Consider the following 16008-nt stretch of genomic DNA (forward strand, 5'->3'; position numbering starts at 1 on the left):
CCGCAGCGATGCCTTTCGACGCAGCCGGACAAGCCGGACAGCGCGCGCTCAGTGCGCGGGCGAGGCCATCCCGTTGTGACGCAGCAGCGCGTCGATTTCGGGCTCGCGGCCGCGGAACGCCTTGAACGAATCCATCGCCGGCCGGCTGCCGCCGACTTCGAGGATTTCGCGGCGATAGCGCGTGCCGGTCGCCGCGTCGAGCACGCTGCCGCTGGCGGCCGCCGCTTCCTCGAACGCCGCGTACGCGTCGGCCGACAGCACCTCGGCCCACTTGTAGCTGTAGTAGCCGGCCGCATAGCCGCCCGCGAAGATGTGGCTGAACGTGTTCGGCCAGCGCGAGAACGCGGCCTGCGGGATCACGTGGTAGCGCTCGTTGATCTCGCGCGCGAACGCGTTCACGCCGGTCGTGCCGGCCGGGTCGAAGTCGACGTGCAGCAGCATGTCGAACATCGAGAACACGATCTGGCGCAGCGTGCCGAGGCCGCTCTGGAAGTTCTTCGCGGCGATCATCTTGTCGAACAGCTCGCGCGGCAGCGCGGCGCCCGTATCGACGTGCGACGACATCGACGACAGCACGTCCCATTCCCAGCAGAAGTTTTCCATGAACTGCGACGGCAGCTCGACCGCATCCCATTCGACGCCGTTGATGCCCGACACGCCGAGCTCGTCGACGCGCGTGAGCATGTGATGCAGCCCGTGGCCGAATTCATGGAACAGCGTGATGACCTCGTCGTGCGTGAAGCACGCGGGCTTGCCGCCGACGGGTGCCGAGAAGTTGCAGGTCAGGTACGCGACCGGCGTCTGCACGGTGTCGCCGCGCTTGGCGCGCGCACGCGCATCGTCCATCCACGCGCCGCCGCGCTTGCCTTCGCGTGCGTACAGGTCGAGATAGAACTGCGCGACGAGCGAGCCGTCGCGGTTCTCCACGCGGAAGAAGCGCACGTCCTTGTGCCACACCGGTGCGTCGTCCGGCTTGATCCGCACGCCGAACAGCGTTTCGGTGACGTTGAACAGGCCCTTCAGCACGGCCGGTTCCGGGAAGTACTGCTTGACCTCGTTTTCCGAGAACGCGTAGCGCTGCTGACGCAGCCGCTCGGCCGCGAACGCGACGTCCCACGGGGCGAGCTCGGTCAGGCCGAGTTCCTTCGCGGCGAACGCGCGCAGTTCGTCCCAGTCCTTGTCCGCGTGCGGGCGCGCGCGCGTCGCGAGATCCTCGAGGAACGCGATCACCTGTTGCGGTGATTCGGCCATCTTCGGCGCGAGCGACACTTCGGCGAAGTTGCGGTAGCCGAGCATCTGCGCTTCTTCGCGGCGCAGCTTCAGCTCGTCCGCGACGATCGCCGTGTTGTCCCATTCGGCCTTGCCGCCGCCGTACTGCGGCCCGAGTTCGGACGCGCGCGTCGCATACGCGCGGTACAGCGTCTCGCGCATCGCACGGTTCTCGGCGTACTGCAGCACCGGGAAGTAGGACGGGAAGTGCAGCGTGAACTTCCAGCCTTCCTTGCCTTCCTTCTGCGCGGCCTCGCGGGCCGCTTCGATCGCGTCGCCCGGCAGGCCGGCCAGCTCGGCTTCGTCCTGCGCGTAATACGCATACGCGTTGGTCGCGTCGAGCACGTGGTCGGAGAACGCCTTCGACAGCGCGGCCTGCTGCTCCTGCAGTTCCGCGAAGCGCGGTTTCCGGTCTTCCGGCAACTCGGCGCCCGACAGGCGGAAATCGCGCAGGGCATTGTCGAGGATCTTCTTGCGCTCGGCGGACAGCGTCGCGTATTCGGCGCTCGCGGTGATCGCCTTGTACTTCTCGTACAGCGCGAGGTTCTGGCCGACGCTCGACCAGAATTCGGTCACGCGCGGCAGGTTTTCGCCGTAGGCGGCGCGCAGTTCCGGCGTATCGGCGACCGCGTTCAGGTGGCCGACGACGCCCCAAGCGCGCCCGAGCGGCTCCGTCGCCTGCTCGACCGTCTCGACGATCGCGGCCCAGGTCGCCGGCGTCGCGGGTGCGCTCGCCGTGTCGACCGCGCGGTTGGCGGCATCGAGCAGCGTGTCGAGCGCGGGCGTCACGTGTTCCGGACGAATCTCGCCGAAGCGGGGCAGGCCGGAGAAATCGAGGAGCGGATTGGTATTGGCGCTGGCGGACATTAAGACTCCCTGTCTGTTGCCGGATGAACCGGGGTGAAAAGGGTGAGGCGCGATGCGGCGGCGCCCGATATCGACATTATTGGGGCGCATCGCGCGCTTTCCAATCGTTAGTTTCTAACGATGCGATTGGCGGTGTGTGATGCGGAGCCGGAAAGGGTCGAAAGGGGCGGAATGAAGCGGAGCGCGGCAGTATGGCAGGGCGCTGACGCGGCCGCGACAGGCGGCCGGCGGGACGCCGGCGCACGCATGCGCGCCGGCTGGACGGGCGAGAGGGTCGAAGGCGCTCAGGCGGCAGCGGCGGCGCGCTCGGCGGCTTCGATCGTGTTGATCAGCAGCATCGTGATGGTCATCGGGCCGACGCCGCCCGGCACCGGCGTGATGTGGCCGGCGACTTCCTTCACGCCGGCGAAGTCGACGTCGCCGCACAGCTTGCCCGCGTCGTCGCGGTTCATGCCGACGTCGATCACCGTTGCGCCCGGCTTGACCATGTCGGCCGTCAGGATGTTGCGCTTGCCGACCGCGGCGACCACGATGTCGGCCTGCCGCGTGTGCGCGGCGAGGTCGCGCGTCTTGCTGTGGCAGATCGTCACGGTCGCGCCGGCTTCGAGCAGCAGCATCGCCATCGGCTTGCCGACGATGTTCGAGCGGCCGATCACGACGGCGTTGGCGCCTTGCAGCGGGATGTCATGCGCTTCGAACATCTTCATCACGCCGTACGGCGTGCACGGGCGGAACAGCGGCTTGCCCGTCATCAGTGCGCCGGCGTTCGCGACGTGGAAACCGTCGACGTCCTTCTCCGGCGCGATCGCCTCGATCACCTTGTGGCTGTCGATGTGCGCGGGCAGCGGCAGCTGGACCAGGATGCCGTGGATCTTCGGGTCGCGGTTCAGTTCGTCGATGCGCGCGAGCAGGTCGGCTTCCGACAGCGTGTCCGCGTACGCATCCTTCTGCGAGAAGAAGCCGTTGTCCTCGCACGCCTTGATCTTGTTGCGCACATAGACTTCGCTCGCCGGGTTGGCGCCGACGAGGATCACCGCGAGGCCGGGCTGGTGGCCGCGTGCGGTCAGGGCGGCGGCGCGTTCGGCGGCCTGCGCGCGCAAGGTCTTCGAGAGGGCGTTGCCGTCGATGAGGAGGGCTGTCATGGTGGTGGTCCTGCCGGGAAGTTGAAATGCGAGCGTGCGGCGCGCGAAACGCCGCAGCAAAACACGCAATTATACCGGTCGCCTGCTGTCGTCCGACAGCGAATACAAGGAAAGCGTCATGGCGGCGGTGCCGGCGCCCCGGGAGGCGGCGCCGGGCCGTGCCGCGCGAGTGGGCCGCATCGCGCGGCGCGGTGGCGCGGCCGGCCGGGCAGGTGCCCGCGGCCGCGCAACGTTCAGGCCTGCTTCTTCGACAGCGCGAGGCGCAGCAGATCGGCGACCGTGTTGACGTTGAGCTTTTCCATGATGTTCGCGCGGTGCGCCTCGACCGTCTTGATGCTGATCCCGAGATCGTCGGCGATCTGCTTGTTCAGGCGGCCGGCGATGATCCGCTCGAGCACCTGCTGCTCGCGTGCGGTCAGCTTCGACAGGCGCTCGCTCGCGGCGCGCTGTTCCTGGACGCTCTTGCTTTCGCTTCGGGCCTTGTCGAGCATCCGCTCGACGAGCTTGCGCAGTTCGGCCTCGTCGAACGGTTTCTCGATAAAGTCCATCGCACCCTTTTTCATCGTCGACACCGCCATCGGCACGTCGCCGTGGCCCGTGACGAAGATGATCGGCAGCGCGGCGTTGTCGGCGATCAGGCGCTCCTGCAGCTCGAGGCCGCTCATGCCCGACATCCGCACGTCGAGGATCAGGCAGGCGATCTGGCCGGCCTGCTGCGCCGGCTGATATGCATCGAGGAACTGCTCGGCGCTCGAGAAACATTGCACGCGATAGCCGTTCGCCTCCAGTAGCCAGCGCAGCGAGTCCCGTACGGCTTCGTCGTCGTCGACGACGAAGACAGTTTCCTGAGTGGTGGTGACAGGGCTATTCATAGTTCTCCCGTAACGGTGTGTGATGCCGATGCCTCGCGCCCCCCTTGGCCGAGATCAGCGGGTTCCCCAATGGGCAGGCTGCAGTGGAATGTCGCGCCGGAAATGCGGCCGTCCGGTTCGACATTGTTGACCACCCACAGACGCCCCCGATGCGATTCGATGATCGAACGGCAGATGTTCAGCCCCATGCCCATGCCGTCGGACTTGGTGCTGTAAAACGGTTCGAACAGGCGTTCGGCGGTCGCTTCGTCGACGCCCGGACCCTGGTCGATCACGCGGATATCGACGAAACCCGCATCGATGTCGGCGACGACGCGGATCACGCCGTCCGCCGATGCCGGCTTCACGTCGGCCATCGCCTCGGCCGCGTTCTTCATCAGGTTCACGAGCACCTGCTCGATCAGCACGGGGTCGACATAAATAATAGGCATTCTTGCGAGGATTTCCGTGACGATCCGGATCCTGCGCTTCCTGGCCTCGATTTCGGCGAGCCCGACTGCGTCGGCGACGATGTCCGCGACCCGCGCCGGCTGGCGCTTCGGCTCGCTGCGCTTCACGAATTCGCGGATCCGCTTGACGATCATCCCCGCGCGCAGCGCCTGCTGCGCGGTCTTTTCCAGCGCGGGCTGCAGCGTCTCGGGCGTGCCGCGGCCGCTCTTGACGAGCGCGAGCGTGCCCGAGCAATAGTTGTTGATCGCGGCGAGCGGCTGGTTCAATTCGTGCGCAATCGACGACGCCATTTCACCCATCGTCATCAATCGGCTCGTGAACTGCAGCTTCTCTTCCTGCTGGTGCGCGAGTTCCTGCGCCTTCTTGCGGGTCGTGATGTCGGTCGCGATCTGCATCTGCGCGAGGTGGCCGTCCACCCACTGGATGTACTGGCGGCGCACCTCGAACCACTTCTGGATGCTCTCGACGTACACCTCCTGCGCGTCGGCCGTGCTGCTCGTCAGCGCGGCGGCCGGCAGGCCCGCGAACGCATCGACCATGTCGATCGAGTCGGACGACGCCTGTGCGCGGTCGAAGCCGCCGCCCGACAGCTCGAGGTGGCCGTCCGGGCGGATCCCGAACAGGTGGCGGTAGTAGCGGTTCGCGAACAGCAGCTCGGCTTCGTCGGCGGCCAGCACCGACACCGCGGCGTCGAGGCTTTCGAGCACCGTCGTGAAGCGCTCGTGCGCAGCCGCGAGTTCCTCGCGCGCGCGCTTCGGCTCGGTGATGTCGGTCATCGACGACATCCAGCCGGTCTGGCGGCCGGAGCTGTCGATCAGCGGCGAAACGTAGAGGCGCGCATGGAACAGCGTGCCGTTCTTGCGCCGCACGCGCAGCTCGAAGCCCGAGCTCGGTGCCTTGCCGCGCAGCGTCATGTCGAGCTGGCGCTGCATTTCGGGATACGAGTCGCGCGGCCAGTAGGGGAACGGCGCGACCTTGCCGACGAGGTCGGACTCGTCCCAACCCGTCATCCGGCAGAACGCGGGGTTCACGTGCGTGATGCGGCCGTGCATGTCGAGCACGCGCATGCCGATCAGCACCGAGTTCTCCATCGCGCGGCGGAAGAACGCCTCCGCGTATAGCGCCTGCTGTGCCTCGAAGCGCTGGCGCGTGTGCTTCCACAGGCTCCAGAGGCTCCACAGCACGAAGCACGACAGGCCGGCCACGAGCCACACGAGCGTGTTGTTGGTCAGGTTCGTGAGCTGCGGGAACGCGTACACGCGCACGGTCAGCCCCTGGCCGGGCGGGTCGAGCGGCAGGTCGTAGTGGGAGTCGCGCGGCAGGCGCGGGCGCGTCGACGTGGACGACAGCTCGCGGTTGTTCGAGTCGGTGATCGAGATCTTGTACTTCGACGACAGCTCCTGCGGGATGTCGTGCTTCAGGATCCCTTCGACCGAGAACACCGCGGCGATCGCGCCGAGATATTCGCGGTCGCCGCGCATCACGGGCGTCTGCAGCGTGATGAAGCCGTTGCCGAAGTCGTCGTAGATCAGCGGCGAATAGGCCTGGCGGCGCGTGCTGCGCGCTTCGTCGTACGCGCCGCGCACGGCGTCCTGCATCTGCGCGTCGCCGGGCTTCGCGAGCCGCTGGCCGAGCAGCGGCGGGTGCACGGTCGGCCAGCGCTGCACGCCGGGTGCGGTGTACCAGTTCAGATAGAGGATTTCCGGATGCGTCTGCATCACGTCCGCGACGGCCATCTGGAATGCGTTCTGGTCGAGGCGGCCGGACGCGAGATCGCGCGACAGCGCCTGCAACTGCTCCTGCGCGCCCGTCATCGACAGGCGGATCTGCTGCTGCGCCCACGCGACGTTACGGAACAGGGTGTCTTCCTGCTGCTGCTGTTCGCGGCGATTGAGGCTCCATAGAATCAGGCTCATCACCACGAGGAACACGAGGATCGACAGCAGCGGCGTCAGCAAATAGGAGTTGGACCACCACGGTCCGTGGTGCCAGCGGGACGGCTGCGACTCCGCCGGCGGGCCCGACGGTCGCGCCGAGCGTGCGAAAAGCCGATCGGTCAACATGGCAGGATTGTAGCGCAGCGCAATACATGGAAAACCGATACCGGATATGTTGAACGGAAACGGATTTGTGCCCGCGGCGCGTGCCGGAGAGGCCCGCCGCAAGGGTGCAGCGCAGCAATATTCCGCATTACGAGAAAAGATCTCATAATTCGAAAATTCTGTTGCGCGGGGCCGGGCACGCTCATTACAATCCGTCGGAGCTTGCCCGCAGCCGGTCGCGTCGCGTCGTCTGCACGAGAGCGATCTTCACATTCCAGGACCCAGGAGACGAGAATGTCCGCTGTACCGAACGAAGTGATGAAATATGTCGCCGCCGAACGTGACGACGACCCGCAAGAAACCGTTGAATGGCTCGAGTCGCTCGACGGCGTGATCTCCTCCGTGGGCACCGGCCGCGCGCACTACCTGATCGAAAAGCAGATCGAGTTCGCCCGCATGCACGGCGAACACCTGCCGTTCTCCGCCAACACCCCGTACATCAACACGATCCCGGTCGAAGCCCAGGCGAAGATTCCGGGCGACCAGGACGTCGAGCACCGCATCCGTTCGTACACGCGCTGGAACGCGCTGGCGATGGTGCTGCGCGCAGGCAAGGACACGAACGTCGGCGGCCACATCGCGTCGTTCGCATCGGCCGCGACGCTCTATGACGTCGGCTACAACCACTTCTGGCACGCGCCGTCCGAGAACCACGGCGGCGATCTCGTGTTCGTGCAGGGCCACTCGTCGCCGGGCGTGTACTCGCGCGCGTTCCTGCTCGGCCGCCTGACGGAGAACCAGCTCGACAACTTCCGTCAGGAAGTCGGCGGCAACGGCATCTCGTCGTATCCGCACCCGTGGCTGATGCCGGACTTCTGGCAGTTCCCGACCGTGTCGATGGGTCTCGGCCCGATCATGGCGATCTACCAGGCACGCTTCATGAAGTACATCGAAGCGCGCGGCATCGCGAAGACGCAGGGCCGCAAGGTGTGGGCGTTCCTCGGCGACGGCGAGACCGACGAGCCGGAATCGCTCGGCGCGATCGGCATGGCGAGCCGCGAGAAGCTCGACAACCTCGTGTTCGTGATCAACTGCAACCTGCAGCGTCTCGACGGCCCGGTGCGCGGCAACGGCAAGATCATCCAGGAACTGGAATCGGAATTCCGCGGCGCCGGCTGGAACGTGATCAAGGTGATCTGGGGCAGCCGCTGGGATGCGCTGTTCGCACGCGACAAGACGGGCGCGCTGATGCGCCGCATGATGGAAGTCGTCGACGGCGAATACCAGACCTACAAGTCGGAATCGGGCGCGTTCGTCCGCGAGCACTTCTTCAACTCGCCTGAACTGAAGGCGCTGGTCGCCGACTGGTCGGACGACGACATCTGGGCGCTGAACCGCGGCGGCCACGATCCGCACAAGATCTACGCGGCGTTCCACGAAGCCAGCAACACCAAGGACGCGCCGACCGTCATCCTCGCGAAGACCATCAAGGGCTACGGGATGGGCGAGTCGGGCCAGGCGATGAACATCACGCACCAGCAGAAGAAGCTGCCGGTCGAGCAACTGAAGAAGTTCCGCGACCAGTTCCGCCTGCCGATCACCGACGAGCAGATCGCCGACGTGCCGTACCTCAAGTTCGAGGAAGGCTCGAAGGAACTCGAATACATGCGCAAGCAGCGCATGGATCTCGGCGGCTACCTGCCGCAGCGCCGCGAGAAGGCGACGTCGCTGCCGGTGCCGGCGCTCGACGCGTTCGAGCCGCTGCTGAAGGGCACGGGCGAAGGCCGTGAGATCTCGACGACGATGGCGTTCGTGCGGATCCTGAACATCCTGCTGAAGGACAAGGCGCTCGGCAAGCGCGTCGTGCCGATCGTCCCGGACGAGTCGCGTACGTTCGGCATGGAAGGCCTGTTCCGCCAGATCGGCATCTGGAACCAGCAGGGCCAGAAGTACGTGCCGGAAGATTCCGACCAGCTGATGTTCTACAAGGAATCGGAAACCGGCCAGATCCTGCAGGAAGGCATCAACGAAGCGGGCGGCATGTGCGACTGGATCGCGGCGGCGACGTCGTATTCGACGCACGGCGAGATCATGGTGCCGTTCTACATCTTCTATTCGATGTTCGGCTTCCAGCGGATCGGCGACCTGGCATGGGCGGCGGGCGACATGCGCTCGCGCGGCTTCCTGCTCGGCGGCACCGCAGGCCGCACGACGCTGAACGGCGAAGGCCTGCAGCACGAAGACGGTCACTCGCTCCTGTGGGCCGCATCGGTGCCGAACTGCGTGAGCTACGACCCGACGTTCGGCTACGAACTCGCGGTGATCATCCAGGACGGCCTGCGCCGCATGGTGCAGGACCAGGAAGACGTGTACTACTACATCACGGTGATGAACGAGAACTACGAGCACCCGGCGATTCCGCAGGGCGAGCACGTGGCGGCCGACATCATCAAGGGCATGTACGCGTTCAAGAAGGCCGACGCGGACGCGAAGGCGCCGCGCGTGCAGCTGCTCGGCGCGGGCACGATCTTCAACGAAGTGATCGCTGCCGCCGACCTGCTGAAGAACGACTGGGGCGTCGCGGCCGACCTGTGGAGCGTGCCGAGCTTCACCGAACTCGCGCGTGAAGGCCACGAAGTCGAGCGCTGGAACCTGCTCCATCCGACCGAGGAGCGTCGTCTGTCGCACGTGCAGAAGTGCCTGAAGGACACGCAGGGTCCGGTCATCGCATCGACCGACTACGTGCGCGCGCTGGTCGACCAGATCCGCGGCCAGATCGATCGCCGCTTCGTCGTGCTGGGCACGGACGGTTTCGGTCGTTCGGACACCCGCGAGAAGCTGCGTCACTTCTTCGAAGTCGACCGTCACTGGGTCACCGTCGCCGCGCTGAACGCGCTGGCCGACGAAGGCACGATCGAGCGCAAGGTGGTCGCGGACGCGATTGCCAAGTACAACCTCGATCCGTCCAAGCCCAACCCGATGACCGTTTAACGCACACGCGCCGTGTGATGCCGCGCGCCGCTTCCGGGAGGGGCGCGCGCGGCCATGGAGACACAAAAAGATGAGTCAAGCGATCGAAGTGAAGGTGCCGGATATCGGCGATTACAAGGACGTGCCCGTCATCGAGGTGCTCGTGAAGGTGGGTGACACGGTCGAGCCCGAGCAGTCGCTCGTCACGCTCGAGTCGGACAAGGCGACGATGGACGTCCCGAGCCCGGCAGCCGGCACGGTCAAGGAAGTGAAGATCAAGGTGGGCGATTCCGTGTCGGAAGGCTCGCTGATCATCCTGCTCGACGGCGGCGCCGCGGCGCAGGTGAACGGCGCGGCCGCGCCGGCAGCAGCCCCGGCTCCGGCGGCAGCGCCGGCACCGGCTGCAGCCGCGCCGGCAGCATCGGGCGGCACGCTCGAGGTGAAGGTGCCCGACATCGGCGACTACAAGGACGTCCCGGTGATCGAGATCGGCGTGAAGGTCGGCGACACGGTCGAGAAGGAGCAGTCGCTCGTCACGCTCGAGTCCGACAAGGCGACGATGGACGTGCCGAGCCCGGCCGCCGGCGTCGTGAAGGAAATCAAGGTCAAGGTGGGCGATTCGGTGTCGGAAGGCACGCTGATCGTGCTGCTCGACGCCGCTGGCGGCGCGCCTGCCGCCGCGCCGCAGGCGAGCGCACCGGCTCCGGCCGCTGCCGCGCCGGCACCCGCCGCCGCACCGGCACCCGCGAAGGCTGCACCGGCTCCGGCTGCTGCCGCGCCGGCCGCCGCAGCGTCGGGCGAGTACCGCGCAAGCCACGCATCGCCGTCCGTGCGCAAGTTTGCGCGCGAACTCGGCGTGGAAGTCGCACGCGTGCAGGGTAGCGGTCCGAAGGGCCGCATCACGAAGGAAGACATCACGGGCTTCGTGAAGGGCGTGATGACGGGCCAGCGTGCAGCGCCGGCCGCAGCAGCCGCGCCGGCAGGCGGCGGCGAGCTGAATCTGCTGCCGTGGCCGAAGGTCGACTTCGCGAAGTTCGGCCCGTTCGAGGCGAAGCCGCTGTCGCGCATCAAGAAGATCTCGGGCGCGAACTTGCATCGCAACTGGGTGATGATCCCGCACGTCACGAACAACGACGAAGCGGACATCACCGAGCTCGAAGCGCTGCGCGTGCAGCTGAACAAGGAGCACGAGAAGGCGGGCGTGAAGTTCACGATGCTCGCGTTCGTGATCAAGGCGGTCGTCGCCGCGCTGAAGAAGTTCCCGACCTTCAACGCGAGCCTCGACGGCGACAACCTGGTGTTCAAGCAGTACTACCACGTCGGTTTTGCGGCTGACACACCGAACGGCCTCGTCGTGCCGGTGATCCGCGACGCGGACAAGAAGGGTCTCGTCGACATCGCGAAGGAAATGGCCGAGCTGTCGAAGGCCGCGCGCGACGGCAAGCTGAAGCCGGACCAGATGCAGGGCGGCTGCTTCTCGATCTCGTCGCTCGGCGGGATCGGCGGCACGAACTTCACGCCGATCATCAACGCGCCGGAAGTCGCCATCCTCGGGTTGTCGCGCGGCCAGATGAAGCCGGTGTGGGACGGCAAGCAGTTCGTGCCTCGGCTCACGCTGCCGCTGTCGCTGTCGTATGACCATCGCGTCATCGATGGCGCGGAAGCCGCGCGGTTCAATGCGTATCTCGGCGCGTTGCTTGCCGATTTCCGTCGCATCATTCTTTGATGAGCGTGGGAGTGGCTCGCGGGGGCGTGGGGTTGATGTCTGTGATCCTCGCCCTGTCGTTGAACCTGTTTCGCTAACGGTCTGCTAGCGTCGCCCCTGCGCGGGGCGGCGGTCACTTTTCTTTGTCTTCCAAAGAAAAGTAACCAAAAGAAAGGCGCGTCCTTGGGCGGACAGCAAAGGTGGTTCTGCCCAGGTTCGCGTTCTTTTGTCAGGCCGTAGTCGGTTCTTGCGGGTTTCTCCCCCTCTGTCTGCAGCTAATCAAGAAGGGGACAGTAATGAGTCTCATCGAAGTCAAGGTTCCGGATATCGGCGATTTCAGCGGCGTCGATGTCATTGAAGTCAACGTGAAGCCGGGCGACGTGATCGAAAAAGAGCAGACGCTCATCACGCTCGAATCGGACAAAGCCTCCATGGAAGTGCCCAGCGACGTCGCCGGCACGGTCAAGGAAGTCAAGGTCAAGGCCGGCGAGAAAGTCTCGCAAGGCACCGTGATCGCCATCGTCGAAGCATCGGCAGGCGCCGCCGCGCCCGCGAAAGCAGCCGAACCCGCGAAGGCCGCAGCACCGGCTCCGGCCGCCGCGCCCGCCGCCGCCCCGGCCGCCGCGCCGCAAGCAGGCAGCTACAGCGGCTCCGCCGACATCGAATGCGACATGCTCGTGCTCGGCGCCGGCCCCGGCGGCTACTCGGCCGCGTTCCGCGCAGCCGACCTCGGCATGAAGACGGTGCTGGTCGAACGCTACTCGACACTCGGCGGCGTCTGCCTGAACGTGGGCTGCATCCCGTCGAAGGCGCTGCTGCACACGGCACTCGTCATCGACGAAGCCGCGGCGCTCGCGTCGCACGGCATCTCGTTCGGCAAGCCGGAAGTCGATCTCGACAAGCTGCGCGACTTCAAGGGCGGCGTCGTCAAGAAGCTGACGACGGGCCTCGCCGGCATGGCGAAGGCGCGCAAGGTCGAAGTGGTCACCGGCGTCGGCGCGTTCGTCGATCCGTATCACATGGAAGTGCAGGGCGAAAACGGCAAGAAGGTCGTCAAGTTCAAGCAGGCAATCATCGCCGCGGGCTCGCAGGCGGTGAAGCTGCCGTTCATGCCTGAGGACCCGCGCGTCGTCGATTCGACGGGCGCACTCGAACTGCGCCAGTTGCCGAAGCGGATGCTCGTGATCGGCGGCGGCATCATCGGCCTCGAAATGGCGACGGTGTACGCGACGCTCGGCGCCGAGATCGACGTTGTCGAAATGATGGACGGCCTGATGATGGGCGCGGACCGCGATCTCGTGAAGGTCTGGGAAAAGTACAACGCGAAGCGCTTCGGCAACGTGATGCTGAAGACCAAGACGGTCGGCGCGGAAGCGAAGGAAGACGGCATCTACGTGAAGTTCGAGGGCGAGAAGGCGCCGGCGGAAGCGCAGCGCTACGACCTCGTGCTGGTGGCGGTGGGCCGCAGCCCGAACGGCAAGAACATCGGTGCCGACAAGGCAGGCGTCGCGGTCACCGACCGCGGCTTCATCGACGTCGACAAGCAGATGCGCACGAACGTCCCGCACATCTTCGCGATCGGCGACGTCGTCGGTCAGCCGATGCTCGCGCACAAGGCCGTGCATGAAGGCCACGTCGCAGCGGAAGCCGCGCACGGCGAAAAGGCGTACTTCGACGCGCTGCAGATCCCGTCGGTGGCGTACACGGATCCGGAAGTGGCGTGGGCGGGCAAGACGGAAGACCAGTGCAAGGCCGAAGGCATCAAGTACGGCAAGGCGGTGTTCCCGTGGGCCGCATCGGGCCGCGCGATCGCGAACGGCCGCGACGAAGGCTTCACGAAGCTGATCTTCGACGAGGAAACCCATCGCGTGATCGGCGGCGGGATCGTCGGCCTGAACGCGGGCGACCTGATCAGCGAAGTCTGTCTCGCCGTCGAGATGGGCGCGGACGCGGAAGACATCGGCAAGACGATCCATCCGCACCCGACGCTCGGCGAATCGATCGGCATGGCCGCCGAGCTGTACGAAGGCGTCTGTACGGACCTGCCGCCGCAACGCAAGAAGTAACGCAATCGGCTCGGCCGGCCTCGCGCCGGCCACAAAAAACGCCGCCGCCCGGGATACCCGGACGGCGGCGTTTTTTTGCCCGCGGCCGGCGGCAGTGCCCCGTCCGTATCGCGCCATCGCATCGGCGCCGACCGGATGCCCGGATGTTCCGTCGCCGGAAACAAAAAAGCCGCGCAGTGCGCGGCTTTGTCAGGAGCAGGGGACGCTTACGCGGCCGGCTTGCTCGAACGGCGCGATGCAGCAGCGCTCGCAGCCTTCGTCGCGACAGCGGCAGCCGCGTTGAAGTTCGTTTCGGCGATCTCGACGGCTTGCTTGGCAGCCTTCTGGACCGTTTCGTATGTCGTGTTCGCAGCGTTCAGTGCCGACTTCAGTGCGGCGACAGCCGTTTCCGAACCGGCCGGAGCGTTCTTCGCGACGTTGTCGACGAGTGCCTGGACCTTCTTGTTCTGCTCTTCGAATTGCGCTTCGGCAACCTTCGCGAACTCGGCTTGCGTCGACGACGCGATTTCATACAGGTGACGGCTGTACGACAGCACCTTTTCCGCGACCGGCTGCGACAGGCTTGCTTGCAGCGCGATCAGTTCCTGTGCGTCCTTCACCGACAGCAGGCGCTGCGCGTTTTCCTGGCTTTCGGTCAGCGTCGACTTCACGACCTGCAGGTTGAGTTCGATCAGCTTTTCGACGCCTTCGAACGCCTTGGTCGTCAGACCGAACAGGCTTTCGAGGTTGGCTTTCTGTGCGGCGGCGATTTGCTCGGGGGTCAGCAAGGACATGTCAAGCTCCTGAAAAGCGATCGCGTCGATCGCAAGGGTAAAGGGCACTACGATGGGGAACCTCGGCGCCGCGTGCTTTGTGCAACGCAGCAATGAGTCATATTTTAGGGCAGAGAAAAGTCTTGTCAAGCACTTTTTGTGCATTGCACAATCACGACAAATTATCGATAAAACAACAAGTTATCGCGACCGATTCGGAATCGGTTTCAGACGTGTTCCCACATGGTGCGCACTTGGCCGGGGCAGGCGCGCCGCACTGTGATCATGCACAGGTAAACCTGACAGGCATGTGGAACGTTATGCTTCTGTTCCTGTCGAAAAGCGCGCCGTTTCGATGCGCGTGCCGTGGCGACGTGCCGCCGCCGCGGTCGAGACCGGTGCCGCTGGCACACCGAACGCCGGATACGTACTTTCCCCGCTTTAATTCGTCGCCAAAGTGACGTTATCTCAATTAACCGCGTGGTAATTCGGGAGACGGGTACTGTCGGGCGGCGCATCCCATGAATTTTTTCGATGGGAGCGCGGGGGGTGATCGAGTCATCGTTGGTCGACCCTTACATTCCGGTTTAACGACGATCGGTAAGTGCCTAATATTGCTCTTTTTTTCAGCTTTAACTACACTTGCGGAAACCCCGCCCGCTTTGTCCAGACCCCAATGAAAGCCGAATCGTTTTCACCGCGCAGATTGTTGCAGAGCATGACGCTCGGCACGGCTGTGTCGGTCGCCGTCGCCTTGCTGGCGACCGCCGCGTCCGTCGCGCCCGCTGACGCCTTTGCCGCCACTGCGAAGACCCACCAGGCCGCCAGGAAAGCCGCTTCCACTTCTTCGGCAACGAAGAAGACGGTGAAGGCCGCCTCCGCGAAATCCGCCAACGTCGCGTCGGCCGATGCGCCGAAGGCATCGCGCAAGCGCGCGACGCTCGCGTCGAACGTGCACGGCCACCGCGGCGCGGTGCGCAAGGTCGCGTTCCAGCCGCGTCGCCCGACCGTCGGCCAGGCATTCGGCCTGCACGACACGCCGGACGCGCTCGCGCTGCGCTCGAGCGTCGCGTACGTCGTCGACCAGAACACCGGCGAGTCGCTGTTCGACAAGAATTCGCTCGCCGTCGTGCCGATCGCCTCGATCTCGAAGCTGATGACGGCGATGGTCGTGCTCGACTCGAAGTCGCCGATGACCGACCAGATCGAAGTCACCGACGAAGACCGCGACTACGAGAAGGGCACGGGTTCGCGCCTGTCGGTCGGCTCGGTGCTGTCGCGCGAGGACATGCTGCACATCGCGCTGATGGCGTCTGAAAACCGCGCGGCCGCCGCGCTGTCGCGCTACTACCCGGGCGGCCGTCCGGCGTTCATCGCCGCGATGAACGCGAAGGCGAAGTCGCTGGGCATGAACGACACCCACTTCGAGAATTCGACGGGCCTGTCGAGCTCGAATGTGTCGAGCGCACGCGACCTCGTAAAGATGGTCAACGCGGCGTACCAGTACCCGACGATCCGGCAGTTCTCGACCGACCGCACGTACGACGTCAATACGGGCAAGCGCAACCTGGTCTACAACAGCACGAACGCGCTGATCCGCGGCAACGGCTCGTGGGACATCGGTCTGCAGAAGACGGGCTTCATCAACGAGGCGGGCGAATGTCTCGTGATGCAGGCGACGATCCATGGTCGGCCGATGGTGATGGTGCTGCTGGATTCGTTCGGCAAGTATTCGCGCTTCGCCGACGCGGCACGCCTGCGCAACTGGCTCGATGCCGGCGGCGGCGAACGCCTGACGGCCGCCAACACGGCGAACGGCGGCACCTGAGCGCGCCACGGCGGTTCGCCGCCGTGCCGATCGCCGCAAAGAAAA

Annotated in this window: 9 protein-coding genes; 4 read left to right on the top strand and 5 right to left on the bottom strand. The window is 65.5% G+C overall.

Annotated elements, in window-relative coordinates:
* Positions 1 to 48: 48 nt before the first annotated feature.
* From U4Y91_RS12695 to fixL, 4 genes are all read right to left on the bottom strand, one after another.
* A complete protein-coding gene (locus tag U4Y91_RS12695; protein ID WP_321805346.1) occupies positions 49 to 2136 on the bottom strand; it encodes a M3 family metallopeptidase in 2088 nt (695 codons plus the stop codon).
* Between the two features lie 284 nt (positions 2137 to 2420).
* Positions 2421 to 3278, bottom strand: coding sequence for a bifunctional methylenetetrahydrofolate dehydrogenase/methenyltetrahydrofolate cyclohydrolase FolD (gene folD, locus U4Y91_RS12700; RefSeq protein ID WP_321805347.1), 858 nt, complete (start codon positions 3276 to 3278; stop codon positions 2421 to 2423).
* Between the two features lie 233 nt (positions 3279 to 3511).
* Positions 3512 to 4150, bottom strand: a complete 639-nt coding sequence (fixJ, locus tag U4Y91_RS12705; protein ID WP_006493245.1) for an oxygen response regulator transcription factor FixJ — start codon at positions 4148 to 4150, stop codon at positions 3512 to 3514.
* Positions 4147 to 6663, bottom strand: coding sequence for an oxygen sensor histidine kinase FixL (gene fixL / locus U4Y91_RS12710; RefSeq protein WP_321805348.1), 2517 nt, complete (start codon positions 6661 to 6663; stop codon positions 4147 to 4149). The genes fixJ and fixL overlap by 4 nt, the downstream gene beginning before the upstream one ends.
* Positions 6664 to 6936: 273 nt before the next feature.
* Here fixL and aceE point away from each other — a divergent pair, with 273 nt between their 5' ends.
* From aceE to lpdA, 3 genes are all read left to right on the top strand, one after another.
* Positions 6937 to 9633: a pyruvate dehydrogenase (acetyl-transferring), homodimeric type gene (gene aceE, locus U4Y91_RS12715; protein WP_321805349.1), complete on the top strand. Its 2697-nt coding sequence runs from the start codon at positions 6937 to 6939 to the stop codon at positions 9631 to 9633.
* Between the two features lie 70 nt (positions 9634 to 9703).
* Entirely contained in the window at positions 9704 to 11338 is a 1635-nt protein-coding gene (gene aceF / locus U4Y91_RS12720; protein WP_321805350.1) for a dihydrolipoyllysine-residue acetyltransferase, read from the top strand.
* A gap of 275 nt (positions 11339 to 11613) precedes the next feature.
* Positions 11614 to 13383, top strand: a complete 1770-nt coding sequence (lpdA, locus tag U4Y91_RS12725; RefSeq protein WP_321805351.1) for a dihydrolipoyl dehydrogenase — start codon at positions 11614 to 11616, stop codon at positions 13381 to 13383.
* 206 nt (positions 13384 to 13589) lie between these two features.
* Here the strand turns inward: lpdA and U4Y91_RS12730 are convergent, their stop codons facing one another.
* Complete coding sequence (locus tag U4Y91_RS12730) at positions 13590 to 14156, bottom strand: phasin family protein (RefSeq protein ID WP_044848197.1); 567 nt, start codon at positions 14154 to 14156, stop codon at positions 13590 to 13592.
* A gap of 655 nt (positions 14157 to 14811) precedes the next feature.
* Here U4Y91_RS12730 and pbpG point away from each other — a divergent pair.
* Complete coding sequence (pbpG, locus tag U4Y91_RS12735; RefSeq protein ID WP_321805352.1) at positions 14812 to 15963, top strand: D-alanyl-D-alanine endopeptidase; 1152 nt, start codon at positions 14812 to 14814, stop codon at positions 15961 to 15963.
* Positions 15964 to 16008 lie beyond the last annotated feature (45 nt).

The sequence above is a fragment of the Burkholderia sp. BCC1993 genome, assembly GCF_905339865.1.
GTDB lineage: Bacteria > Pseudomonadota > Gammaproteobacteria > Burkholderiales > Burkholderiaceae > Burkholderia.